The sequence below is a fragment of the Streptomyces sp. So13.3 genome, assembly GCF_005860785.2.
Taxonomy (GTDB): Bacteria; Actinomycetota; Actinomycetes; order Streptomycetales; family Streptomycetaceae; genus Actinacidiphila; species Actinacidiphila fildesensis.
On the sequence record NZ_CP048835.1, the window covers coordinates 3,353,936 to 3,378,220 of the forward strand.

Annotated in this window: 21 protein-coding genes; 13 read left to right on the top strand and 8 right to left on the bottom strand. The window is 67.4% G+C overall.

Translation table 11 applies throughout. From position 1 onward, the window contains the following. Positions 1-370 precede the first annotated feature (370 nt). The 6 genes from C8250_RS15215 to C8250_RS15240 all read right to left on the bottom strand — a co-directional run bounded on the left by C8250_RS15215 (position 371) and on the right by C8250_RS15240 (position 10,709). Positions 371-2,530: a hypothetical protein gene (locus C8250_RS15215; protein ID WP_187144848.1), complete on the bottom strand. Its 2,160-nt coding sequence runs from the start codon at positions 2,528-2,530 to the stop codon at positions 371-373. 101 nt (positions 2,531-2,631) lie between these two features. Next, positions 2,632-2,925: a hypothetical protein gene (locus C8250_RS15220; protein WP_138357617.1), complete on the bottom strand. Its 294-nt coding sequence runs from the start codon at positions 2,923-2,925 to the stop codon at positions 2,632-2,634. A 731-nt stretch (positions 2,926-3,656) separates the two neighbouring features. Next, positions 3,657-4,910: a tyrosine-type recombinase/integrase gene (locus C8250_RS15225; protein WP_187144849.1), complete on the bottom strand. Its 1,254-nt coding sequence runs from the start codon at positions 4,908-4,910 to the stop codon at positions 3,657-3,659. Positions 4,911-5,055: 145 nt separating this feature from the next. After that, positions 5,056-5,334: a helix-turn-helix domain-containing protein gene (locus C8250_RS15230; protein ID WP_138357618.1), complete on the bottom strand. Its 279-nt coding sequence runs from the start codon at positions 5,332-5,334 to the stop codon at positions 5,056-5,058. 781 nt (positions 5,335-6,115) lie between these two features. After that, entirely contained in the window at positions 6,116-7,378 is a 1,263-nt protein-coding gene (locus tag C8250_RS15235) for a hypothetical protein (RefSeq protein ID WP_138357619.1), read from the bottom strand. 661 nt (positions 7,379-8,039) lie between these two features. Then, positions 8,040-10,709 (bottom strand): DEAD/DEAH box helicase, encoded by a 2,670-nt coding sequence (locus tag C8250_RS15240; protein ID WP_138357620.1) that lies wholly within the window; start codon positions 10,707-10,709, stop codon positions 8,040-8,042. 140 nt (positions 10,710-10,849) lie between these two features. Between C8250_RS15240 and C8250_RS15245 the strand changes: the two genes are divergently transcribed. Further along, positions 10,850-11,788 (top strand): DUF5655 domain-containing protein, encoded by a 939-nt coding sequence (locus C8250_RS15245; RefSeq protein WP_164294694.1) that lies wholly within the window; start codon positions 10,850-10,852, stop codon positions 11,786-11,788. 96 nt (positions 11,789-11,884) lie between these two features. Here the strand turns inward: C8250_RS15245 and C8250_RS15250 are convergent, their stop codons facing one another. Continuing rightward, complete coding sequence (locus C8250_RS15250; protein ID WP_138357621.1) at positions 11,885-12,631, bottom strand: site-specific DNA-methyltransferase; 747 nt, start codon at positions 12,629-12,631, stop codon at positions 11,885-11,887. Between the two features lie 565 nt (positions 12,632-13,196). Here C8250_RS15250 and C8250_RS15255 point away from each other — a divergent pair. The 12 genes from C8250_RS15255 (at position 13,197) to C8250_RS15310 (ending at position 23,752) form a co-directional block, all read left to right on the top strand. Next, positions 13,197-14,330 carry a C40 family peptidase gene (locus C8250_RS15255; RefSeq protein ID WP_138357622.1) on the top strand — a complete coding sequence of 378 codons (1,134 nt, stop codon included), beginning with the start codon at positions 13,197-13,199 and terminating at the stop codon, positions 14,328-14,330. An 84-nt stretch (positions 14,331-14,414) separates the two neighbouring features. After that, positions 14,415-14,723: a DUF6112 family protein gene (locus C8250_RS15260; protein ID WP_138357623.1), complete on the top strand. Its 309-nt coding sequence runs from the start codon at positions 14,415-14,417 to the stop codon at positions 14,721-14,723. Next, on the top strand, positions 14,723-15,427 hold the full coding sequence (locus C8250_RS15265; RefSeq protein WP_187144850.1) for a hypothetical protein: 705 nt from the start codon (positions 14,723-14,725) through the stop codon (positions 15,425-15,427). The genes C8250_RS15260 and C8250_RS15265 overlap by 1 nt, the downstream gene beginning before the upstream one ends. Before the next feature lie 30 nt (positions 15,428-15,457). After that, a complete protein-coding gene (locus tag C8250_RS15270; RefSeq protein ID WP_138357624.1) occupies positions 15,458-16,795 on the top strand; it encodes an ATP-binding protein in 1,338 nt (445 codons plus the stop codon). Between the two features lie 139 nt (positions 16,796-16,934). Continuing rightward, positions 16,935-18,404, top strand: a complete 1,470-nt coding sequence (locus C8250_RS15275) for an SCO6880 family protein (RefSeq protein WP_138357625.1) — start codon at positions 16,935-16,937, stop codon at positions 18,402-18,404. Positions 18,405-18,438: 34 nt separating this feature from the next. Then, positions 18,439-18,891, top strand: coding sequence for a DUF6238 family protein (locus tag C8250_RS15280; protein ID WP_138357626.1), 453 nt, complete (start codon positions 18,439-18,441; stop codon positions 18,889-18,891). A gap of 27 nt (positions 18,892-18,918) precedes the next feature. Further along, the gene (locus C8250_RS15285; protein ID WP_138357627.1) at positions 18,919-20,421 is read left to right on the top strand and encodes an ATP-binding protein; all 1,503 of its coding nucleotides are present in this window, start codon (positions 18,919-18,921) and stop codon (positions 20,419-20,421) included. 203 nt (positions 20,422-20,624) lie between these two features. Further along, entirely contained in the window at positions 20,625-21,656 is a 1,032-nt protein-coding gene (locus C8250_RS43530) for a hypothetical protein (RefSeq protein WP_239150221.1), read from the top strand. Positions 21,657-21,998: 342 nt separating this feature from the next. Then, a complete protein-coding gene (locus C8250_RS15295) occupies positions 21,999-22,763 on the top strand; it encodes a hypothetical protein (protein WP_138357628.1) in 765 nt (254 codons plus the stop codon). Positions 22,764-22,791: 28 nt separating this feature from the next. Then, positions 22,792-22,956: a hypothetical protein gene (locus tag C8250_RS15300; protein WP_187144851.1), complete on the top strand. Its 165-nt coding sequence runs from the start codon at positions 22,792-22,794 to the stop codon at positions 22,954-22,956. Between the two features lie 24 nt (positions 22,957-22,980). Beyond that, complete coding sequence (locus C8250_RS15305; protein WP_239150219.1) at positions 22,981-23,283, top strand: hypothetical protein; 303 nt, start codon at positions 22,981-22,983, stop codon at positions 23,281-23,283. Further along, positions 23,267-23,752 carry a hypothetical protein gene (locus C8250_RS15310; protein WP_239150217.1) on the top strand — a complete coding sequence of 162 codons (486 nt, stop codon included), beginning with the start codon at positions 23,267-23,269 and terminating at the stop codon, positions 23,750-23,752. Before C8250_RS15305 ends, C8250_RS15310 begins: the two co-directional genes overlap by 17 nt. 28 nt (positions 23,753-23,780) lie before the next feature. Here the strand turns inward: C8250_RS15310 and C8250_RS15315 are convergent, their stop codons facing one another. Continuing rightward, positions 23,781-24,284 (bottom strand): hypothetical protein, encoded by a 504-nt coding sequence (locus C8250_RS15315; RefSeq protein WP_138357630.1) that lies wholly within the window; start codon positions 24,282-24,284, stop codon positions 23,781-23,783. Between the last annotated feature and the right edge of the window lies 1 nt (position 24,285).

Consider the following 24,285-nt stretch of genomic DNA (forward strand, 5'->3'; position numbering starts at 1 on the left):
AAGAAACCCCTCACAAAGGAGGGGAGGCGCCACACACCGGACATGCCGGTGTTGTTGCCTCCCGAGATCAGTCCTGGCGGCGGTCGAGGGGATGTGAACCCCACGCGCGAACGCGTTTCAACCAGAGAAGTAACCGTCGCCTTCGCACCGGGAGGTGCAGAGAACAAGCGTCCAGAGATCAGAGTCGGCTGAGGTGACAATGTGCTCTACCAACTGAGCTACACCGGTCTCACAACCGGCGACGGGACTCGAACCCGCGACACCACCATTACCATTGGAAGTAACCCCGGCCTGCGCACCTGGACATGCCCGACTCTAATGACCAACCGCCGTGGATTCACTCGGTTTTTATGCCGCCCGGCCCGGACGGCTACGTCAGCTCCAGCAGCCCGGTCCCGGAGTGGAGCAGCGCGAGGACCGCGGCAGTGGTGAGGGCGGCGGTCAGCAGGGCGCCCAGGAGGGTCGCCCGGCGCTGCCGGATCCTGTAGGTCGGCAGGAGCGCGGCCGGGACCGCCAGAACGAGCAGGAACAGGGCGAGTTGTGCCAACGGCCCGATCGCGTAGTGCTCGGCCGCCCCCCAGGGGTGATGCCACGAAGTGGCGTGGCGCGCCCACAAGGGGCCCGCCGCGAGGATCGTTGCCAGCGGCGCCGCGTACAGGGCGTCGCCGAGCCCGCCGGCACCGTGCAGGGTCAGCAGCACCACCAGGCAGACGAGCCCCGCACATACCGCGGTCCACCAGTCGAACTGGGTGCTGTACACGGCGTTGTGCCGGGCGAGCGGTGGTTCCACGGCCCAGCGGGTCGCCACGGCCGCAGCGGCGGCGACCCCGCCCAGCGTGACCGCGTACAGGTTGATCCGCTGCTCCTGTCCGGGCAGTGCGGGTATCCGTCCGGGCAGGCCGGGCATCTGTCCGGGCAGTGCGGGCATCTGTCCGGGGAGGGCGGGCGGACCGATCGCGTGATCGGGGCGCAGAGCCGACCGGAGAGCGAGCAGGGCGACACCGCCGAGACCCAGCGCCGTCGAGGCCGCCGACACCGAGTACAGGCCGCTGAGCTCGATCACGTCGATCACGTGGCTCCACCCCGGCGCCGCGAAGAACAGGGCACCGTCCTGCCCGATCCGCAACGCGCCGACGAACAGCGCGACATTGGCGCCGACAGCGGCCCCCCATCCCCACGAAGACCCGTGCGGGCCCCCACGCCGCCACCCCCACAGCCGGGCGAGCGCCACGCTCAATGTCCCCGCACCCAGTGTCAGCAACGGCACCGTGCCCACCAGGCTCCAGCCGAACAACGACCCTCTCGCAGCCGTGCCGGTCCGCTCGAGCTGCACCAGCAGTCCCGCCGCCATGCTGATGCCGAGTACCAGAAGGGCCAGTCGCGGCAGCGGCGCCGCCGCCCGGTCGGCCAGGATGCCGCGCCAGACCGCGACGCCCCAGCCGACGGCCAGCAGCGATCCGGCGACCAGCGCGCCGGTCAGGCGGGCGTACGGAATCAGGGGGGTGCCGGTGAACCCGGTCTCCGCCATGTTCGTCACCGCGTCCATGGCCATGGCGCTGAGCAGTCCGATCACCGCGGCGTCGAGCAGTGAGACGCGCAGCGGCAGATGTGCGCGTCGCAGAACGGCGAGCCGGCTCTCCGTCGCGGGGTGGTTGGCCAGGCCCCGCTGCAGCCATGTCCGGGTTCGCGGTGGCTGCCCGGCCAGCAGCGCCTCCAGTCCCGCGGTGGGCCGTCCTCGTACGGACCGCAGATCGGCCTCGTGTTCCCGTGAGCGCAGTACGAGCTGCGACACCAGGGCGGCGACCGCCAGCAGCAAGCCCGCGCGCAGCGCGTACTCCCAGAGGAAGCCGTGGCTGAACGTGGGGACGAGCGGGTTCCTTCGTGTCTGCAGCCAGACTTGGAGCACGATGCCGGCCGCCGGCACCAGCAGCACCGGCGGAAGGGCCCACCACACCCCGCGGGTCAGCCAGACCAGCGTCACATCGCCCGCGGCGACATGCGCGACCTCGTGCCGCAGGATCGCGTCCGCCTGCGCCGGTGGCAGAGCGCGCACCCCGAGCGGCAGGACGATCCTGATCCGGCCCGGGCGGCCCGCGGTGAAGGGCTGGTTGAGCCACGCCGATCCCCACATCACCTCGGGCACCCGCTTGACCCTCATCTCCGCCGCCACCGACGCCGCGTGCTCCTGCCACTGCGCGGAGGCCACGCTCATCGGTCCCGCCCGGCGCAGCAGCCGCAGCGGCAGCACCCACAGACACGCCACCCCCAGCGCCATCACCACCGACGCCCCCGCCAGCGACACCAGCGCACGACGCTGCTCCGCCGGACCGGTGCAGTTCTGCAGATAGTCGCTGAATTCCGCCGGCGTACCGGCGGTCGGCGCTTCCCCCAGGCAGCGGGACATCGCGGCGCCCCACGAGCTCCCCAGGAGCACGTTGTGCATGATCTGTCCCGCGAAGGCACCGGCAAGCAGCAGCACGGCCACGAGCAGCAGGTACCGCGCCCGGGTCGGCGAGAAGAGCCCTGACATGTGCTCGGGTAACGGGGCTGTCGGCGCCTCGCCCTCGGGAGCCGGCGATCCGGCCCCGGAACCGGGTGGCGGCGCGGGTGCGACAGCGCCGGCCGGGTCCTTCACCGGTCCTCACTCCCCCGCCGGAGCAGCGCCTCGATCACCGAGTCCGCCAGCTGCCCGGCCGCGTCCGCCTCCATGCGCATCCCGACTCCCCAGCCCAGCAACACGGCATGGAGCTGACGCTCCTCATCCGCGCCCAGCTGTTCCGGCTCGCCCTCCGCGTCGGTGGGATCGGCCGGGTCCCGGCGGTGGTTCTCGAGCAGGCGCGCGATCTTCCGGCGGGTGGTGCTCTCGATGAGGTCGATCGCACGGTTCGAAACCCGCTCCCCCACGACCCCCAACAGCATCGACACCACCGGCAGCAGATAGGGACGGCGGAGACCAGCGCCACGCCCGTGCCCACAGCAGGCTCGAGCTCCCGCGTCCGGCGCACCCGTTGCGGATTCCTACGGAATTCGGCCAGCGTGTTCTCGAACACATCCTGGTCGTCCGCATGCGCCACCGCGAAAACCTCCCGGCCGAAATGCGTGAAGACCTCCCAGCTTCCCAAGCCGTCGGCTCCTTCCGCATCGGACGGCACTGGAATGGGATCCGCCAATGCCTTGTTCCGCGCCCACTTGAACATGCGCCACCCCCAACTGGAAGACCGCCATCCCCCGACGGCCACAACGTCACACGACAGACAACGTAGTGACCGGCACGGCCTCAGTGATGACCTTTCAGCAAACCGGGCAGGAATCGAGACACGACCCCGCCAGCCCCGATTGGTGTCAATTTCTCGCATATACAGAAAGGAAATTGTCAGAAGTGCGATCGTAAGCACCACTGTGGGATCGCACGTTCTCGCACCGCGCGCACCGACTCCAACGCGATCCCCGTGTGCGAAAGAGCGGATTCGATCCCGCCGATCCCGCCGAAATGCATCCGCCTCGAAGAGGCGTGCTCCGACCCGCGGGCGGTACAGGCGGCGGACGAGTCGGCCTGTACGCCGGGTTCTGTCCATCGCGTAGCTGATCATGCTCTGACCTGTATCTTTAGCCGATCCCCTCGACCGAATCGCGTCCCTGGGACTTCTCAGGGACTTTCAGTCGAGGTCCGTGAACCACGTCTCGATCGCGGAGAGTCCTCGGGCACCCGCCTGGGGCATGAAGTGGGTGTAGGTACGCAGAGTGAAGGCCGGGTCGGAGTGCCCGAGCCACCTCGCCAGGGAGACGACCGACTCCCCCGCTTCGAGCATCACAGAGGCGTAGGTGTGCCGCAGGACATGAAATCCGTGTTCCCGACTCGGCTCCCAGGTCCGGCTCACCTTCTCCCCCGGCTCGCGCTTCTGGAGGTGGGAGATCACCCCGGCGTCGGCGAGCGCCGGCTTCCATGCCTTGGTGTTCCAAGTGGTGCGGTTGACGGCCCCGTGTCGCGTCGTGGTGACCAGGAGCGGGACCGTAACAGTGCGCCGCTCGTCACGCGGGAGGTCGGGCTCCTCCGGATCGAGCCACGGCAAGGTGATGAGGACAGCCGGGAACTGCTTCTCATGTGCAAGGAGCCGCTTAGCCAGAGCTGCCGTCAAAGGCGCGTCCCGCTCCTTGCCGCCCTTCGGCGGCCCGAAGTACAACTGCGACTTGTAACGCAGGATCTGGCGCTCGATGTGCACTGAATCGCCCTGTACGTCGAGCGGGCTGAAGGCGAACGCCTCACCCTGGCGCAGGCCACACCCAACACCAAGATCGAGCGTCGGCTGATACCGCTCCGATAGTGCGCTGCGCACCGCGTCGACTCGATTCCGTTCCCAGGAACGAGCCTTCCGCTCCGGCCTCCTGGGCGGCTTGATGGTGCTATTGCCGATACAGGGGTTGCGGAAGAGCCGCTTGTCCTCGACCGCCGCCTGCATGATCGCCTTCAGATAGATCCAGGCAGTGTGGGCCGTTCCGACCCCGACGGAGCGCTGAACGTCCGCTGACCACCTGCGGAGTTCAGCAGCACCGATGCCCCGCAACGGCATCTCCCCGAGGTATGGGAGCACGTGTCCCCAAATGCGGTACTTCATGCTTTCCAGCGTCGGCGCTGGATGGATCTGCGCAGGCCACCAGTGATTCTCCACATAGTCGCGGAAGGTGATCGCCCCTTCCCTCACATCGACGAACTCTCCTCGATGCGAATCGGTCTGGGTCGCAGCCAGCCATGTCTTCGCGTCAGTGACGGCATCGAACGAGCGGTCCCGAACGTCCGGTATGCCCTTCACCCGGTAGCGAGTGCACTTCCCCCACATAGCCGTTCGTTCGCGCTTACCCGTCTCCTTGTCGGGGCGCTTCCGCAGCCACCTATCCTCTATGTAACCCGACATACACGGCCTCCTTGTATTTGGGCAGCTGTCCCGTTCCGCACTCCATACGCTCTGCTCACTACACAGACGACCTTCGCCAGCATGAAATTCCGGATACCGTCCAGGTTTTTATCTGGATACTTGCGAAGCCGACGTGCGCCCCCGGTCAGGCTGCACGGCGTGGCGACCGACGCTGTGGAGCCTTCATCAGCGGACTGAGCGCCGTATTCGAACGCGAATCGGCTTCTTGCTGCTCGGTCAGCCATGTATCCAACAGGTCGCGTCGATACATGACGCGACCTCCCGGCCCCATCCGAAAACTAGGCGGCCCTTGCCTCCGATGACGCCAGACATACAGGGTGTTCGTCGAGATGCCGAGGTACGTCGCCGCATCCTCCACATTGAAGAACGCAGCCTCGACCTTGGAGTTCCGCTGATCGCTCATTGCATGTCTCCGGGTGTACGACTCCACACCAGCAGGAGTGCCGGCGGCCCGCCACTCGTTCAGAGACACCTTGTCGGGCCATTGGTGGCAGGCGACGCCAGTGTCCGGAGAGAAGCCAGTTTGGACTGGCCACGATTAAGTGCTACGTAATGGATCGTCGCAGCAATCCGCCTGCTTCCGTGCGGAGGACGCTGCAACTCCAGGCTCTTCCGCCAAGGACACGAAGGAGTTGGGGACCGACCTAGGGCCAAGTACATGGAGACTGGTCCATATCAGCCTGCAGGGACACCTGCTGACGACCATCGCCTCGAGGACCTCGCTGGGCGAGTTGGACAAGCTGCAGGACAAGTTCCAGGCCCGGTCGACAGGACCATCGCCAGCGGCACCGACGCGACCCTGTTGCCGCGGCCGGATCCATCTGCCGCCGGGGATGGCGGTCGAAGTCGAGCGGACGGTCGACCGCTACGGCATTGTCAGTCTTGGAGACTGCGACGTCATGGTGCCCCGCGTGAGTCCTGGGGCCTCACATATCAGCGCTACAGGTCGACTCGGGCACTCCTCGATCCGGTTCGCCCCAACATTTACACGAGAGTGCGGCACGAGGTCGAGCGGGAGGCAGCGACTGTCGCCGTCGTTCCAAGGACCCTAAAGCGGGTGCTTCCCAAGGTCGATGAAGAGCCGCACGACGAGGCGGCCGAGGAAAATGAAGAGGAGCAGCTGGACGCCGACGAAGACGCACAATCCATTCAAGAGGGACAGACGGCCTTTTCGCCCCCCATGCCTAGATCCACGGCACTGGCTCGATGTCACCGACCCATCCCCGTGTCCTTCTCAGATCCCGGTACGAGCCTCGATAGCCCACGGAATGGAGAATCAACAGCACCAGGTAGTGCCGGGTCAGAAGCCACGCTTCAGTCAGCAATCCTTCCAGCCGGTACACGGACTCCTGGGCACCCTTCGGGTGCATAAGCCGGTTGCGGATCCGAGTCACCGCCTCCGCTCCGTCCAGCACTGTTTGTCCTTGGGATGGCTGCTCCTCGGCCACGAACTGCGCCATCACCGGAAGAAGACTCGGATCGATGCCGATCGGGATCTGCGCAGCGTTCAGTACCTTGCGAAGTAGCTTGTGTGCGGGCCAAGCGCTGTACTGATCCTTCGTGATTTGTTGGCCAAGCACGAGGGTCTGCCACATGATGTGCTCAAGCCCAGCGGCACCCATCGTGACCCGCTGTTCTACAAACCCCCGATCATTCGTCGATGTGATGGCGAACATCATCTGCAGCCGTAGCGGTGCCAGCCTGTCCGGATCCGCAAACGCCTTGACCACGTGGTCCAAGAGAATCGCGAGGGACTCAGGATCCCTCTCGTACCACCAACCAGGGCTGGTATTCCGCGCTGGATCGCAGTGGGAGGGACGCCATTCTTCCCACACGGCGTCGCCGTCGCCGTTCTGACCCACCGGCAACATCGGAGCAGCCCAGCGACCAAGGGCAAACGACACGCCTACGTGCAAGGCGGTCAGCACTGGCTCAGCCTCGATCGCCGTGAACGAGGCTCCATCCGCCCGGCGGAGTTCCATCACGTGCGTCATCACGAAGACATGCGCCTCGTGTAGGTCCGTCCAAACCTGCGCGTGATCGGGTCGGACGTCGAGGGTGATCTTCCATCCGTCGACGTCGTGTACCCAGCGGCCCCCCGACCACGAGCGTTGGCCGCCATCTTCGGTCGGCGCTGTGAGGTTGATCGTGCCGGGCCAGCAGGGCAGATTGAACCAGTGCGCAACAATCCGCTTGAGCGGGGCGTCCACGCTCCCAAACACGGCACCGTTCGACCAGCCGCCGCCGATCCCTCGTGGGACGCCGCGAACTGGCATATCGCCTTCCGGACGCCGGAGTTCCAGCATCACTTCGGAGTGATTGGCGAAGAAGGGCGGCGCATCGGGCCTGACGCTCCAGTCAAGGCCGAGCCCGGTTAGGCAGGAGAGCTGCACTACGCCAGGCACGTCGGTGGACCCCAGCCCGCCGAAAGGCCCGTCGTAGAGCACGATCGGCTGTCCTGGTTCATTGAATGGGTACACCGGCGATAGGGGTGATTCCGCTGCGTTCAGAAACGGAGTAGGCACGGAGGCCACTCTATGACTTCAGCAGGATGGCCACGTCATGAAGCTAGATAGGCGCGACACTCAATTAGCAGGGGAGCAAACGCTCTTGGGAGCGCTCGTTCCGATGTCAATGACCGTTCGTGCTACGCCCGGCGCGCCCGTGGCCCCCACCGGCATGTTCCCAGGGCGTTCCCAACTGCTCACACAAAGCTCTTCCGTGATCTTCGCGGAGGGGCTTGTTCGAGTTTTTTTACCTGTTCAACTGAGTGAATATCTCTTCGGGATTCGAACTCGAGACCTACGCATTACGAGACCGTGAGCGATCATGTTGCACGGTGCCCCGCGGTGCCACCTCGTGACGTTCTGCCTGATCAGAACAGGTGCACCCGGCTGAGCCATGCCGCCCCGTGCTGCACCGTCCAAAGGCGTCCGGCCACCGAATGGCCACCGAGGCCGACCTTATCGCCCCCAATGCCGCTCAAAAGCTTCTTGTCGACCCCCTACAGGAGCCCTGTCGGGGGCGGGCCGGTATCAGTCTCGGTTGTTGGCGGCCCAAGACAGCGTGATGGAGACGGTGTCAATGGTCTGGTCGTCGGTTGCCCATTCACTGCTCCCACTGTTGCCTGATCGGAGCCTCACGCAACAGTGGAAGCCACTGTGACGGCAGCGCACGCTCGACTCGGAAGACCTCGGCCAACTCCACGGGGGCCAGCGAGGAGATGGTGCGGCCCCGCGCCGTGCGCCAGGCGCGCAGAAGCCGATCCAAGACAACGAGAACCGTCTGCGGGCCCACGAGGTACAGGTGCTCCTCGGCAAGGGCGCGAGCCTCTGGCATGACGGCGGGCTTGGGCGACATAAGCATCGAGACCGAGTCGCTCGGCGCGGAGATTGCTCGCTCGGTCTCGACGGTCCGCAAGTGCGATCCAGCTTGGCGCACATCGTTGGGGCCGACCGCCCCCTTCGGCTGGGCTTCGCTCTTAGCCTCCCACGTGACCCAACGCGCATCATTGAAGATCCACACCGCGTCAGGGGCTGCCGGGTCCTCGTCTCCGTCGTTTCCATAGCTTTCCGAAGCACCAGCAAGCTTACCGAGGGATACCAGGGCCGCTTCGTAAGCGCGGAATTCCGTGCCTACGAGACCCGAGCGAGTCGAAGAGGCGATCTGTTCAATTGCATCCCCGACCCCCGACTCCTGTGCCCGAATGCAGCGCATGGCAGCCTCGTCGAGTTCGTCGAGCTGCGGAGTGGGAGGGGCGATGGCCTTGTCACTGGGCGAAGCGAGATGGGACAGCCACATCGTCCCCGTGCTCATCCGCTGAGCATCGCGAAAGTAGTCTGCGCTGGCGGTGAGGTAGGTCTGGTCACCGGTCTGCTGCGCGAGACGTTGTGCGACGCTGAAGCCGAGGTAGCTCCAGAATGCTGCGTAGCGTCTGGGAGTCCGCTCACCCTTGAGTTGATCAAGGACCTGTCGGACTGCGGTCAGGGCCCAATCCCACTGGTTGTTCCAGATCGCCTGCCACGCCTCGACCTCATGTTTGACGGCGCGCTGCAACTCCCGCGTGCTGGGAGCCATCGTACGAGCGTACTTCTCGCGCTCCCGGACGATGTCTCCGTCAACCTCAGCCCACTCCTCGTCGTGCCGAAGGAAGACCCGTAGGTTCTGGATCATGTTTTCGGAGTCGTACCTCCGACTGTTGTCCCAGCCGAACTCGAGCTCTGCGTGGACCTCGGGATGCATAGCGGCTTGGATGTCACGGCCTGAAAGGTAGGAGGTCAGCGACTGTCCAAGGATCATCACGGCCGCGAAGTCCCGCGTGTTGCGCGTGGCGCGACCGGACCCCTGCAAGATGCGGGCCCGGATGCGCTCCTGGAGCACTTCCACCGCTCCGAGAGATTCGTGGAGGAACCGCTCCTGCAGGTCCCCTCGGGCCGGTAGGCCATTGAGGATGACGAGACGGCAGTTGCCATTTGGGAGATCGATCCCGTCGTACCGGTTAGTCAGGACGAGTGCCGCTCTAGGTTGAGCCGTGAACGAAGACAGATTTTCCTCAACACCGTCGGCTTCGAGGACTGGGTATCCGTCAGGAAGCATGGAGTCGATGAACGAGTCGTGAGAGCGGGAGTCAGGGGTCAGGACGATGGCGCGGCCCGCTTCGCTGATGACCCTTGAGACGAAGGCCGGCAACTGGGCAGGGGCAGCAGCGAGGTCCGTGGCCAGCTCAGGGAAGATGAAGAAGCGTCGGCCGGTGCCCTGCTTCTCCCATCCGTCTGGAACCGGGATGCGGTCGATCTTCCTGCGACCGAAAGCCCGTTCCAGCTCGCCGCCGGCACCGAGGGTGGCGCTCATGTAGATCCGCCGCTCTGGGTCGCTGAAGGCCGCAAGCTGCGTGGTTGGCGGGATGAAGGGCCGGATCACGATCTGCCGATGAGCTACGTAAAACAGGGAGCGGTCCAGGTGGCCCTGGAGGAACTTCCAAACGTGCTGGGCCGACTTCGCTCGCCCTGCTCCTAGCTTGCCGCCGCTGATGGCCGAGCCGATCACTTCTTCGAGTTGTGCCGCGAGGGCGGCAGTCCCGATGGGCGACGCGAGGTATACGTAGGACCAATATGTGCTGTCGGGATCCACGCGCTTCAGCCGCGGGACGACGAGAGGGTCGAGTGCCGGTTCGAGGGCGGAGAGCAGATCCTGGTAGGCGCTTTCGTCCTGGCGGCTGACGGTGAGGCGCCACGGACTGGCGACGTATCCCTCGGCAGCATGTGCATCGTCCAGCACCAGCAGGTTGGCATTGGCCAATGCCGGGTTAGAGTTGAAGACGTGGCTGTAGACGCTTACCGCGACCGCTTCAGCCGCTTCGTAGCGCGCGCGGTCAGCAGGGTTCCACGTGGTGACTCGATCAATGAGCAGGGCATTCGGAATGCCGTAGTCACTGAACGCAGCAGAAGTCTGCTGCGCTAGTTGACGGGTCGGACACAGGTATGCAACCCGCTCGCGAGATGTGAGTCGGCGAAATTCGGCGATCAAGCCACCGACGAGCGTCTTGCCTGCGCCAGTGGGAAGCTCGATGGCTACGTCTGACGCGTCAGGCTTCTCGTGGTGCCAGGATCGCAGCACGTCTTGCTGGTGTCCCCACACAGCCTCCGGGCCGCGATTGGTGACCGCAAGCATCCTGTATAGGTGCAACGGGTCATCGGGTAGCCGGGAATCAGTGGACTTGCGTGCGAACGCCACGAACTGCTCCATCCCGCTGAACTTCAACGACTCAGCCTGATCCATCACTACAGCAGTGAGGGCCAGGGCCTTGGCTGCTCAATCCCGCCCGCCAGACTAGTCGTCAAGGCATCGACGGCGATCCGGAATACTCGCTGCCCGGTTTCGATTGCTTCTCCTGTAGTCATCATGGGAGGGGGACGCTGGTGGCCGACCTGATGCTGTTCCGGCAGGATGCCGATGGCCGAGACGTCGAACTTCGAGGCTCGACGGTGGCGCTGGAGGTGGAGCTGCATCGGCGGGTCGAGGCGGGGCTGGAGTCGATGCTGGGCATCCGCTTCCTGGCTTCCGAGTACCCGACGGGGCCGTGGCACCGGGGGCGAATCGACACCCTCGGGCTCGATGAGAACAACACTCCGGTGGTGATCGAGTACAAAAAGGGCGTCGATAGCGGGGTCATGTCCCAGGCCGTCTCGTACTTGTCGTGGCTGGACTCGGCACATCATGAGTTCAAGGCGCTGGTCAAGGAGCAGCTGGGCAGCGAGGCCGCCGAGGCGATCGACTGGCGGAACCCGCGGGTGGTCTGTATCGCGGCCAGTTTCTCTCACCAAGACCGGGTCGCGGTGCAGCGACTGCGCGAGCGGATCGACCTGGTGCGCTACCGGGTGTTCGCCGGTGGACTGCTGAGCCTGCTGCTGATCGAGTCCGATCTTGGGGTGCCGGGTGCCGCTCCAACGCGGCGGCAGCGTCGCAATCGGGAGCTGGTGGCTGATGCTGGCGACGCCGATGGGAAGCCGTCGGTCCAGGTGACCTCGGGCGTGGTTCCGCCTTGCCTGCAGGATCTGTACGGCGAGCTAGACGAGGCTCTCACCGCGTGGGGCGAGGTGGAGGTGGTTCCGCTGCTGCACTACGTCGCCTACCGGCGCATGGTGAACCTCGCCTCGGTGGTCTTCCGCCCGAAGCACGAGGTGATCCTGGTCTACCTCAGAGTCGATCCGGACAGGGTCGAGCTGGAGCAGGGCTTCTCCCGTGACATGCGCGGTATCGGTCACCTCGGAACGGGCGACCTGGAGGTGCGGATCGCCTCGGCGGCGGACCTGGAGAGGGCGGGGCCGTTGATCCGGCGGGCGTTCGAGGCGGCCTGACGCAAGGGGAAGGGCGGCTGGTGCATCGATTTCTCGATGCACCAGCCGCCCTTTTGCGTCGGGGATCATCCGTTCCCGGTCTGGTTGGTCTCATGCTCATGCCTCAGGTCCTGCGAGGTCGAAGTCGTCCTGGGTCAGTTCCGCTCGGAGCCTGCGCTCGGCGACGTTGGCGTAGTGCGAGGACAGCTCGACGCCGACGAACTGCCGGCCCTCGCGCAGGGCGGCGACCCCGGTGGAGCCGCTGCCGGTGAAGGGGTCGAGGACGGTGCCTCCTTCGGGGCAGATCTGCACGAGCTGCTGCATGATTTCGACGGGCTTCTGGGTGATGTGTACCCGGTCCTTGCGGGGCTGTGAGGCGACGAAGTAGCCGGGCAGGTAGAGGTCGCGGTCCTTGGCCAGGCTGCCCTTGACGCCCCAGGTGATGAACTCCGCGGACTGCTTGAAGCCTCCCTTGCGGGGTCGGCTGGCGGGCTTGATCCACGGGATCGTGCCGCACCAGGTCCATCCCGCCATCTGCAGGGCGTCGCTGGTGGTGGGTTCCTGGCGCCAGTCGGAGAAGACCATGGCCACCGCGTGCTCGGTCGCGGCCCGGTAGGACTCGGTGAGCAGGGCGGTCAGCCAGCTCCGGTAGGAGCGCTGATCGCGGTTCTCGCCGGGGAAGTTCTGCAGGTCGTGCGCGGATCCGCTGGTGACGTACTTGGCGCGCGCGGTGCGGCTGGTGCGGTCCGAGCTGGTGCGTCCGCCGGAGTTGTACGGCGGGTCGGTGATGACGGCGTGGACGCTCTCGTCGGGCAGGGTCTTGAGCACGGTGAGGGCGTCGCCTCGGTGCAGCGTGTAGCTCATGCGCAGGGCCTCTTTCAGGGCATAGGCGGGTGTTTCCCTGCGAAGGGTGTCCCGACGGATCTCCTTCGGTGTGGGGCTGCGCCGGAGGTTAGCCGGTTTTTCCGGCAGCGCCGTTGATCGGCCGGGGTGCTTCGAGGGTTCGTTTGGTGCGACCGGAATTCGCGTCTACTGTCTGGCCACGTCACCGAGGCGGAAGCCAACTCCACCCCGGTTGACCGGTGTTCTTTCGTGTTGCCGCGTCGGTACGAGCGGTGCGGAGGTCTCGTTCTTTTCCCTGTTCTCGCATCTTGAGGAGGTCCTGTGTACCGGCTGAGATTACGAGCGCGGCTGGCTGCCGCGCAGGACCTGAGTCCGGCGTCCGGGAGCTACCAACTCCTCTGACCCGGGCCCGTCCCCATCGGGCGGATTCACACTGGCGCGGTGCCGGCGGCTTTGCACGAGGAACCGGCACCGCGCCTCCTACAACCCTGCAAGGAGCCGCAGCGATGCTGCACGCCCTGACACACCCACGCCCCAACCCACCTTTGTCCGCCTGCGCCGTTCATCCCGGTACGGGACAGCGGCGATGAGTAAGGCCGCAGGAGCCGCAGTCGGGCTGCTCGCCGCCGTACCGATGCTGTTCGCAGTGCCCGTCCTGGCCATCTCGGCCGGGAGCGCCTCCGCCTCTTGCTCCTCCAGCGGTGCACAGGATGTGGATACCGCGGCGGTGGCCGCGCAGGTGAAGGCGATCCTGGTCGGCGGCGGCACCGGCACGGTCGCTGTTGCCGGCCTGGATGACCCGGCGGAGCAGATTCCCCACGCCAAGACCATCCAGGCCACCGGCGTCGCGATGCACATCCCCGCACGAGGTCAGATCGTGGCGCTGGCCACCGCCTTGCAGGAGAGCGGCCTGCGCAACCTGAACTACGGCGACCGCGACAGCCTGGGGCTCTTCCAGCAGCGGCCCTCACAGGGATGGGGAACCGCGGCGCAGATCCTCGACCCGGTGCACGCCAGTACCAGCTTCTACACGGCCCTGAAGGAGGTGTCCGGGTGGGAGTCGATGACTGTCACCCAAGCCGCTCAGGCCGTGCAGCGCTCGGGATTCCCCGACGCCTACGCCAAGTGGGAGCCGCTGGCCACGGCGCTGCAGACGGCGATTGCTCCGCTGCTCAGCCCGAGCGGCGACTCGCCCTCGCCCGGTCCCACAGGTTCTGGTGCTCCACCTGTTGCCGGTAGTACGGGCTGTGGCCCAGGCAGTGAGTGGCAGGATTTCGGAGCCATCCCTGCCGGATCTGTGCCCGCCGGGTACGTCATCCCGGCCGACGTACCGCCGAAGGTGCAAACGGCGATCCGCTGGGCCATGGGACAGCTCGGCACTCCGTATCAGTGGGGTGGTTCCTGCTCGGACTCCCACGGGCCGGACCCGATGGGCCGCTGTGACTGCTCCTCGCTGATGCAAGGGGCCTACAAGGCAGCCGGGGTCACCCTGACTCGGACGACCTATACGCAGGTCACCGAGGGTCATGCGGTGTCGGTCGATGCGCTGCGGCCCGGCGATCTGCTCTTCACCGTGGGCACCGCCCAAGTCCCGGAGCACGTGGGCATGTTCATCGGCTCGGGCCTGGTCATTCAGGCCCCGCATACCGGCGATGTGGTCAAGATTTCGACCCTCGCTTCCTGGAAGCCGCAGATTCTCGCGGCCCGCCGGCTCCTCTGACGGCGCTTCCCTCCCTCCCCCTTCACCGCACTGCCGCCCCGCCCTTGCGGGCTTTGGCGGCGCAGATTCGAACTGGAGTTCCCTATGTATCTCGCTGACAAGGCCCTGCAGCTGGCCTACGACCCGGGCATTGCGCCCAACGAGGGTGGCCTGCCGGGGCTTTCGGTCCTGAAGCAGGTGATCGGTTCGATCAACCTCTTCGGACTGGTCGCCGTGGTCGGTGCCCTCGCGGTGAGTGGCTGCGTGTGGGCTTGGGGCCACCACTCCGGCGGTCACCAGGCCGAAGCCAACGGCAAGAAGGGCGTGCTCGTCGCGTCTGCCGCAGCTCTCCTGCTGGGCGCTGCGAACGGTGTGGTCGCGTTCTTCTCGACGCTGGGAACGCAGGTCCACTGATGAAGAACCGACTCCTCGCCCCCGCTTCCCTCAGCGATAAGCCCGGCGGCGCATCACGCGTGCGCCGCCGGGCGCTGCTCGGCACCGCTCTCTTGGCCGTCCTGGTCATCCTCGCCGGGCTGGGTGCCTACCTCACCCGCGACGGCAGGAGCGGGTCCAAGGCTCCTGCAGCGCAGTCGAGTTCACCGTCTGTCTCTCCGTCGGGCGCTGGGCCGTCGGCGCCCACCGCCGGGAGCCGGGCTGTGCTGCCGGTGCCGCCGTCCACACACGATCCGATCGTCTTCGGGAAGGCGGCAGCCGTTGCGCTGTGGTCCTATAACACCCGCGCCTCGTCCCAACCGGAGTTGCTGGCGGCCCTGCACAAGTGGCTGACCGGCGAAACCAAGTACGCCGATGCGCCGTCGGTCGATCGGCTGGTCGCCTCGCCGGTGCTGTGGGGGCGGATGGCCGACAACGGCCAGTTCGCCACCGCCACCGTGAACGAGGGCCACTTCCCCGAAGCGTTCACCCGCGCCCTGCAGGCGGATCCCGGCGCGATCACCACCGCCTACGTGTACGCGGTGACGGTCTCCGGCAAGCAGGCCATCGCTTGGACCGGGTCACCCGCCGGGGGCGCCGAAAGTCGCGTGATCACCCTCGCGGTCCAGTGCCGTCCCTCCCAGCCCTGCGCCCTGGCCGGCGTCCTGCCGGCCGTCGCGCCCTGACCTCGTACGGGAAAGAAAGGAGGTACTGCCATGGGAGTCTGTGACCTCCCGCTGATGGGCAGCGTCTGCGACGCCGTCGACTTCGTCAGCAACCCCGCCGGAACCGTCACCGACGGCATCGGCGCGTGGATCGCGAAATCCGCTGGCGAGCTGGCGGCCAGCGCCGCCGACCTCGCGGCCAGGGCCGTCAACGAAACCACCGCCATCAACCTCAACGCCCCGTGGTTCCGCGAGAACTACGAGCTGCTGCTACCCATCGGGCTCGCCCTGACCGTGGGCACCTTCTGCCTGCAGCTGATGTTCGCCGCCTGGCGCCGCGACGAACGTGCCCTCGCCCAAGCCGTCATCGGCACGATGACCGGCGTCCTGTTCTCCTTCTGCGCCATCGCGTTCACCTCGGTGGCCATCACCGTGGTCGACGCGTTGTCCGACGGGTTGTTCCACGCGGCCAACACCTCCACCGACGACGCGATCCGCCGCGTGGTCAAGGTCAATGAACTGGGGGCGATGTACGGCCTGGGCTGGACCATCCCAGCCGTGGTCGCCGTGGGCTGCGCGATCGGCGCATTCATGTACTGGGGCGTGATGGTCGCCCGCAAGGTCGGCGTCCTGGTCCTGGTCGCTCTCGCAGTGTTCGCCGGATCCGGTGGTGGTTGGGAGGTCGCCAAGCGCTGGCGGCGCGGCTGGATCGAAGCCACCGCCACCCTGGTCGTCAGCAAGCTCCTGATGACCGTGGTCTTCCTGATCGGCATCTCCGCGATGGGCAAGTCCGACCCCCAGGACGGCATGGCCGCCCTGTCCGACGCCATGGCGGGCATCGTCGTCATGATCCTGGTGCTGCTGTGCCCGTACACCACCTACAAGTTCGTCCACTGGGCCACCGACGGCAGCGGCCACGACGACCTACACCGCACCGGCGTCGCCGGAATAGCCGTCGCCGCAGGAGCAGCCAAGACCGCGGGCAGCCTCGCCATGCAGGCCAGCACCGGCACCCCCGCCCCCCAAGGGCCCAGCCAGGTCCCCGGCACCGGTACCGATGGCGTCGACTCCGGCATCGACCCCTCCGGCAACACCAGCGACGAGGGCATCGACCCCGGACCGCAGCAGCCGCAGAGGAACTTCCGCTTCGGCGAAGACCCTGGCGCACCGGGCGACAAGGGCCAGCCCCTCATCCAGCGCCCCGGTCTACCGCCGCTGATCAACCGACCCTCCGAAGGCTCCGAGGGCGGGCCCACCGCCCAGCCCGCCATGGCACCGCCCATGCCCGTGCCCGCTACACCGCCCACGCCCGATACCGGTCCGCCGGCGACCGGCTCCCCGTCCCAGACGAGCTGGGTCTTCCCCACCCAGCCACCGTCCGGGTCCTAACCACCACCCCGGGGGGCGGGCTGCATCGCACCAACCCGCAGCCCGCCCCCACTCCCTCGCAACGGAGTCCTTCGATGACCTTCAGAAGAGCGCCGCGCCCGGTGACTTTCCCTGCCCGTTCCCACTGTTTGGAACCGCCATGCCCGACAACCCCCAGGCTGAAGCCTCGGCCACCGTGAAGTTCCCTCACCGCTCCCGGCGCGGCGTCCTGCTCGGCTTGACCATCCCGCAGCTGCTTGTCGTGGGCCTCACCGGTCTCCTGCTGCTCGCCGTCATCCTCACCGCTGGCGTGGTCGGGGCGCTGGAACTCATCCCCCTGTGGGCCGCCATCACGCTGGGCGTCTTCCTCCGCTACCACGGCAGGTCGTTGGCCGACTGGACACCGATTGTCACCCGCTACCTGCTCCGCCGCATGCGGGGCCAGCTGATCTGGCTCACCCGGCCCGCGCAGCGCCCGGTGCGCGAGGGTCTGCTGCACCTGCCCGGCACCGCTGCCAGCCTGCGCGTGGTCAGCGCCCCCGACCGCCGCTACGGCGCGGTTCACAATCCGCACACCGGCACGCTGACCGCGGTCGTCAAGGTGTCTTCCCGCGCCTACGCGCTGCTCGACCCCGTCACCCAGAACCGCAATGTTTCCGGGTGGGGGCGTGCGATGGCCGCGCTGGCGCGCACCGGGCAGGTCGCCAGGATCCAGGTGATCGAGCGCACCGTGCCGGACTCCGGTGACGCGCTGCGCCGGTACTGGGCCGAGCACCGCAACCCCCAGGCTCCGATGGCCGGGAAGATCTACAGCGAGCTGATCGCCTCCGCCGGACCGGCCGCCGCCCCGCACGAGGCGTACGTCGCGATCTCCCTGGACGTCAAAGCCGCCCGGCGGCTGATCAACCAGGCCGGTGGCGGACTGACCGGAGGGTTCAGCGTCCTGTCCCAGCTGACGTCGACGTTCGACCAGGCCGCCCGCACTGCCGGGCTCAACCCCACCGGCTGGCTCTCGGCGACCGAGATCGCGGCCGTCGTGCGGACCGCCTACGACCCCAAATCCGGTGCGGCCCTCGACCGCTGGTCCGCCTCCGGCCGCCCCGCAGCCGACCCCGCCGCTGCCGGCCCCGTGGTGGTCGTCGAGAAGGCCGACCACATCGCGACCGACACCGCGTTCCACACCACGTACTGGGTGGAGAACTGGCCGCGCACCGAGACCAGCGCGGGCTTCCTACACCAGCTGCTGTTCACCGCCGGAGTGAGGCGAACCATGTCGCTTGCCTACGCCCCGAAGAGCCTGGACGCCGCGCTGCGCGACGTCCAGCGCAAGAAATCGTCCGTGATCGCAGACGCTGCCGAGCGGGCCCGGCGCGGCCAGGTCGACTCCGAGGCCGACTCAATCGAGTACCAGGACATCAAGACCCGCGAACGCCAGCTCATCGCCGGCCACGCGGATGTCGCCCTGACCGGCCTGCTGACCGTCTCCGCCGATTCCGAGGAGCAACTGCGCTCCGCCTGCGCCGTGGTGGAGACCGCGGCGGTTGGCGCCCAGCTCGACCTGCGCCCCCTCACCTGGCAGCAGGCCGAAGCCTTCACCGCCGCCGCCCTGCCCCTCGCCCTCGCCGCCTAACACCGGCCGCCACCCCGTTTCGAAAGGGCACCCCATGTCCCGCACCGTCACCCCCCTCGCGCAGGACTTCGTGCCCTTCGCCACCGCCGCCCTCGACTTCCACCGCGCACTCAACGTCCCCGGCGGTCCGCTGGTCACCACCCGTGCCGAACTGGACACCTTGCACGCCCACCTCATCTCCCTGCACGGCTTGTTCGACGCCCATACCGCCCGCACCGGGCAACTCGTCCCAATCGAAGGCAACCAGCTGCGGGTTGCCCGAATCCGGATCTGGCAGGCCGCCGAACACGTCCACACCGCCTACCACGCGGCTCCCCGTCCCGAATCAAGGGAGATCCCCGACCGCGAAGCATGCCGGGCACGGGTGCCAGAAGGCGCTCCGGAACTGACCATCTGCCAGCGCCACCAGCGCACCGCACACCTGGTCCGCCGCCACACCACCCCGACGGACCTGCAGGCGCCGTTCACCGGCCTCGTCCGCTACTGACCCCGCCACCCCACCGGAGAAACCTTCATGCCCAGGACCCGCGCCAGCGCCTCACACCTGTTCGTCCCCCGCAAGACCTCGCGCGCCGAGCAGCGAGCCGCTCGTGCCGGTTTCGCCACCGCCCGCCGCCAAGCCCGCCTCGCTGAAACCCCGGCCATGCGCCGGGACCAGGAGACCTTCGATCCGGACCTGCGGCCCACCTACCCCATATCCGGACGTCCCGGGCCCGCCTCGGCGCGTGGTGGCAAGCTCGCCCTGTCTGCCCACCGGATGACCACCGCCACCGTCTCCGGCGCCTATCCGTTCCTCGCCGAGGGCGGCCTGGGCGCGGACGGCATCTACATCGGCCGTGACGTCCACGCCGAGGCCGCCTTCTGCTACGACCCGTTCTCCCTCTACAGCAGCGGGCGCATCGAAGGGTTCACCAACCCCAACGCGGTGCTCGCCGGAATCATCGGTATGGGCAAGTCAGCGCTGGCCAAGTCCATTGCGATGCGGGCGATTGCACACGGCTACCGGGTCTACGTGCCCTGCGACCCCAAGGGTGAATGGACTGCCGTCGCGCATGCACTCGGCGGTTACACCATCGCTCTGGGCCCCGGACTACCTGGCCGCCTCAACCCTTTGGACGCCCCGGCCCGCCCTGCCTCGGTGAAGGAAGAGGACTGGTCGACCGAGATCCGCAAGCGACGCCTTCTGCTCCTGGCCGGCCTCGCCCGCACCGTCCTCAAGCGGGACCTGCTGCCGATGGAACACACCGCCCTCGACCTGGCCCTGGACGTAGTCGTCACCGACGCCGCCTCACGCGGCACCGTGCCACTGCTCGGCGACATCGCCCACATCCTCGGCTCCCCGCAGCGCCTGGACCGGGCCCTCGGCGACCACACCGGGCGCATCGGTCCCGCAGCTCAGGACCTCGCGCACGCTGTTCGACGCCTGGTCCACGGCGACCTGTCCGGCATGTTCGATGCCCCCAGCACCGTGGCCTTCGACCCGACCACCCCGATGTTGTCCATCGACCTGTCTCGCCTTGGCGGCTCGGGCGACGACACCGCGCTGGTCCTGGCCATGACGTGCGCCAGCGCCTGGATGGAATCCGCGCTCTCCGATCCCGACGGGGGCAGGCGCTGGGTGATCTACGACGAAGCCTGGCGCGTCATGCGCCACGTCGGACTGCTGGAGCGCATGCAGTCCCAGTGGAAACTCTCGCGCGGCCTGGGCATCGCCAACCTGATGGTGATCCACCGCCTGTCCGACCTGCTCTCCGCAGGCAACGCCGGCTCACGCGGCCGAGTGCTGGCCGAAGGTCTACTCGCCGACTGCTCCACCCGGATCATCTACCGCCAGGAACCCGACCAACTCACCGCCGCAGCCTCCCTACTCGGCCTGACTGGCGTCGAAACCCAAGCGGTCTCTGGCCTCACCAAGGGTCGGGGACTGTGGAAGGTCGCAGGTCGGAGCTTCATCACGCAGCACATCCTCCATCCGGCCGAACGTCAACTGTTCGACACCGATGCCCGGATGCGATGAAAGCCCGGGGGTTCGCTCCAGTCCCCGTTCCGGCGCGCTCCGGAGAGCTGCGGCTGTTCGAAACACCGATGTCCCCCTGCATCCAGCGGGACCCGCCCGCCAAGAGCCCAAGTGTGCCCGCGCCTCCCCATCACCTCGTGAGCAAGTCCACGTCCTACTCCGCCCGAGCGTCGGCGGCAATTCTGAAACAGGAGTACACCCACATGCCCCACCCGCACGCCCACCCCAACCTCGTTCGCTTCGCAGCCCAGATCGCCTCCCGCCTGCCAGGCACGTGGGCCGCCACCGCCCACCGCCCGGGTCCCGGCCCCGCCTGGGCGGACCCGTTCCACGAGGTATGGGATGACCAAACGCTGGAATGGGCCACCTCCGAGTACCGGCCCCATCGGGCCGCCGTCATGACCAGGGGCAGCGATCGTCTGCTCGTCACTACTCATCCGCAACGGGGGGCCAAGTTCATCGTCGGGGCGCTGGCCCCTGCAGGACTGGGCAAGGACTCCGTCGGCGACGCGGACGCGCCGAGGGCCATCGTGGTCGGCGCCGACCCAGTGCGGGCCGCGACCGATACTGCACGCCGCTTCCTGCCCCGCTACGAACAGGCGGTGTGGCCGGTACGGATCCGGGCATTGTCCGCCGCAGCCGACGGCATCCAGCAGGCAACGGCCCGCTGGGATGCGATCTCGGATTCCTTCTGCGACCAGGACGGCTGGCCCGTCGACGAAACCGGCTACACCGACGGCAAGGTGGCACGCGACGCTGCTGCTTGGGAACACGTCGAGACGTTTCTCTCGCACGGCCCCGCCGTACTCGCCAGCGTCCAGGCTGCAGCGACCGCGGCCGACTACCTCGACGGCCCGATCAGCGCCGATCTTCGGCACCTGCGAGGTGTCGGAGCCCATCTCGAAGGGGCAGCCCAGCTCCAGCGCGATTGGCAGGAGACCACGACGCAGCTCACCGCCTCGCTGCCCTGGGTGCAGGAGATCTACCAGAACCGGGCGCGGGAGCTGCGCAACGCCGAGGGCTGGAATCACGCCGACGAACTGGGGGGCAGCGGACTGGCCCTGGTCCGAGTCGCCCAGCACCTGACCGGAGGCACTGGCAGCCAACCCGCCGGATCTGAACTGCGGATGCAGGCGGCCCTGGCGCGCTCCACAGCCGCGCTCCACACCGCATCGCCTAGCGCACCGGCCACGCCGGGACCGTCGCGTCCCGGTGCCGCGCTCCGCTCGCGCTGACGCCCGGCTATCACCAATGTCCGGCCGGACCAAACCGCGTCACCGCCGCATCCTCGACACACCCCACCCGCCCCAGACCGAGGTGAGCGACACCTGCCAGATCCTCCATGCATCCGTCCCCGGACCGCGCGAGCCCAACGCAGTGCAGCAGGCCGCTTGCGCGACCTCGCCTGTTCGCACCGACCGGATACCTCCCAATCGATCCGCTCCACCGGCCGTTCCCCGTCCGCTCCCGCGCGCTAACCGTGCCCACCTCTGGAGTTCCCGCGATGACCCGCACCCGCAGAACCCCGTCCGTCCCCGCCCCCCTCCTCGTCTCGCTCCCTTCCGGATGGACCTGCCATGCCCGCCTCCGATCACGACCTGCTGCCCGACATCGCCATCGGCCACCACCCTGACTTCGGCATCGTCGCCAGCAACCCCAAGCAACTGGCCGCCAGCGCATGGATGCTGAACGGCTTCGACTTCCACCCCGTCCCCAACGAGCCCGCCCTGTATGCGCTCGCCGACCAGCAACGAGACGGGCCGGGACGGGCGACCCGGGCCGTCGCGATCCTGCGCAAGGCCGGCTACCAGGTCGAAGCAGATGCCGCGTACGACCCCGAGCCGTCCGCCGACGCACCTCCCGCTCGTGACCGCACCCAGCGCGCGGAGCCCGACGTGGCGTTCGCCGAACACCCCCAGCTCGGCATCGTCGCCGCCACCGCCGACAGCACCACCCGAGGCGGTCCACTCCTCGAAGCGCATGGCTGGCAGCACGACCAGCGCCTGGACATCTACACCCTGCCGCGGGAAACAGACCGCGGCGCGGCGTTGGGCGCAGTGGCACGGGCCACGGCGGCCATGAACCGGGCCGACCTGCGGGTGGCCGTACACACGCGCCTCGCCCAGGACATTGCCGCACACCGCCCACCGGCCGCCCCAGCGCGCCAAGACCGCGCCCAGAGCAGTACGGGTCGCAGGTTTCCCATCATGAACGCCGCCGCGCTCGCCGCCAGCCCCGCCCGCGCAGGGCTCCCCGGCAAAGCCCCAGTCCCCACTCCGACAGCCTCCACCCCCGCAGCCGGCGCTCCAGATCCGCGCATCGCCTTCTCCCGCAACCGCTGACCCACAGACCCCGTAAGGAGCAGTACCCATGGCCGTCAAGACGACCTGGCAGATCACCCATTCCTGCGGGCACGAGGCGGAACGCGACCTGTCCGACCGGGCCGCAGATCGCCGGGCCGGCTTCGCCGAATGGCTCGCCAAGCAGGAATGCTCTGTTAACTGCACCATCCCCGCTTCGTTAGTCACGGCGTAATAGGCCGCGATCAAGGAGCAAGTGATGGATGTACGTGCTGAGTTACTGGAGGGCCGACGGACGATCCCTCGCCTCGGACGAGTGGTGGAGGTCAACCGGGCACATCCGCCGTACGCGATGCTCGATGCGGCGGGAGCCGAAGTGGAGCCAGTCACCGCGTTCCTGCGGGACCTGGCGCTTGGTGATTCCAGCCCGCTGACCTGCCGCAGCTACGGGTACGGAATGCTGCGGTGGTTCCGCCTGCTTCTCTGCACTTGGCAAGTCGAGTTCCTTCGCGTTGTGGATGGCGCAGGTGTGCGACGATCGCGCAATGTTGCGCAGCCTTGAGATCAGTGCGGTTCTGTCGGGACTGGAGGAGGTTCATCGTGATCGCTTGTTCTGGGAGCGCACGATCGAGCTGAGTTTGGATTGCTTTGTCTGCGAGCGCGTGGGCCGGACGACCGTGCTGAAGTGGGGGGCCGAGCGGGCTGTCTGCACGAGCGGCCGAGATGAGCACCACTTCGCGGCAGCACGGATCGCTGCGTTTGATGTGACGAGCCAGGATGACCGGCTCGTATTGAAGTCCGTGGTGGACTTCTGGTGGGCGCCGTTCCAGGATGCCAAGCGAGGTGGGCAGGCGACGCCGTTGAGTTCCTGGGTTCGCCTGCACTACGGCTGCTATTGCCCACACAAGGAAGCATCGAGCAAGGGTTCGATCCAGACGAACGTGCGGCGTCCCGGGTCCGTGTATTGCGGCGAGTGCGAGACGGTGATCGCAGCCGATGCAGAAGCTCCGTCGATTCGGCTGCTGGTGTGAGTCCTTGGTAACGCTTCTCTGCGCCAAGTCAGGTGGTGTGCTCGTCAGGGCTTGACCCGTTCGTGGGCGAGAGCCAGTCGTCTGTGTCGCGGTGGCGGCCGAGTCCGACCGCGTCGAACTCGTCGACGTGATTGCCCTTGGCGGCGCCGAGTCGCCGCAGCGCCTGAGAGATCGGGGTGCCAGTCGTCGGCGAGGGCTCCCCTTCGGCCAGGCTCAATGGTCCGAGAACTATCGTCCCCCCATCCCAAACCTGCGTGCTCTGGGTCCCCGCCCCGCCGAAGTACTCGGCCTCGATGTAGGCCACCGGTCCTGTCTGCGAGCACGAGGTAAGCAGGCGATCAAAGCCGGCTGGAGCTTTCCGGAACCCGTCGAGTTTGGGTGTTCCGGCGACCGCGACCGCATCGGACAGGGCGTCGGTCATCGGCAGGAGCCAGAGGTGTTGGCCGAGAGGAACGATGCACGCCTCTGTCATGGAGCCGGCCAGCTCGCGGAGCACGGATTCGGTGGCGATGACCGCCTGCAGGCAATACATC

Bases quoted from the DNA above. Each gene is read 5' to 3' on its own strand.
- C8250_RS15240 (WP_138357620.1), bottom strand. From the start codon at position 10,709: ATGGATCAGGCTGAGTCGTTGAAGTTCAGCGGGATGGAGCAGTTCGTG.
- C8250_RS15230 (WP_138357618.1), bottom strand. From the start codon at position 5,334: ATGAGCGATCAGCGGAACTCCAAGGTCGAGGCTGCGTTCTTCAATGTG.
- C8250_RS15270 (WP_138357624.1), top strand. From the start codon at position 15,458: ATGGGAGTCTGTGACCTCCCGCTGATGGGCAGCGTCTGCGACGCCGTC.
- C8250_RS15305 (WP_239150219.1), top strand. From the start codon at position 22,981: ATGGATGTACGTGCTGAGTTACTGGAGGGCCGACGGACGATCCCTCGC.
- C8250_RS43530 (WP_239150221.1), top strand. From the start codon at position 20,625: ATGCCCCACCCGCACGCCCACCCCAACCTCGTTCGCTTCGCAGCCCAG.
- C8250_RS15225 (WP_187144849.1), bottom strand. From the start codon at position 4,910: ATGTCGGGTTACATAGAGGATAGGTGGCTGCGGAAGCGCCCCGACAAG.
- C8250_RS15280 (WP_138357626.1), top strand. From the start codon at position 18,439: ATGTCCCGCACCGTCACCCCCCTCGCGCAGGACTTCGTGCCCTTCGCC.
- C8250_RS15315 (WP_138357630.1), bottom strand. From the start codon at position 24,284: ATGTATTGCCTGCAGGCGGTCATCGCCACCGAATCCGTGCTCCGCGAG.
- C8250_RS15265 (WP_187144850.1), top strand. From the start codon at position 14,723: ATGAAGAACCGACTCCTCGCCCCCGCTTCCCTCAGCGATAAGCCCGGC.
- C8250_RS15285 (WP_138357627.1), top strand. From the start codon at position 18,919: ATGCCCAGGACCCGCGCCAGCGCCTCACACCTGTTCGTCCCCCGCAAG.
- C8250_RS15300 (WP_187144851.1), top strand. From the start codon at position 22,792: ATGGCCGTCAAGACGACCTGGCAGATCACCCATTCCTGCGGGCACGAG.
- C8250_RS15310 (WP_239150217.1), top strand. From the start codon at position 23,267: ATGTTGCGCAGCCTTGAGATCAGTGCGGTTCTGTCGGGACTGGAGGAG.
- C8250_RS15255 (WP_138357622.1), top strand. From the start codon at position 13,197: ATGAGTAAGGCCGCAGGAGCCGCAGTCGGGCTGCTCGCCGCCGTACCG.
- C8250_RS15260 (WP_138357623.1), top strand. From the start codon at position 14,415: ATGTATCTCGCTGACAAGGCCCTGCAGCTGGCCTACGACCCGGGCATT.
- C8250_RS15295 (WP_138357628.1), top strand. From the start codon at position 21,999: ATGCCCGCCTCCGATCACGACCTGCTGCCCGACATCGCCATCGGCCAC.
- C8250_RS15275 (WP_138357625.1), top strand. From the start codon at position 16,935: ATGCCCGACAACCCCCAGGCTGAAGCCTCGGCCACCGTGAAGTTCCCT.
- C8250_RS15215 (WP_187144848.1), bottom strand. From the start codon at position 2,530: ATGTCAGGGCTCTTCTCGCCGACCCGGGCGCGGTACCTGCTGCTCGTG.
- C8250_RS15250 (WP_138357621.1), bottom strand. From the start codon at position 12,631: ATGAGCTACACGCTGCACCGAGGCGACGCCCTCACCGTGCTCAAGACC.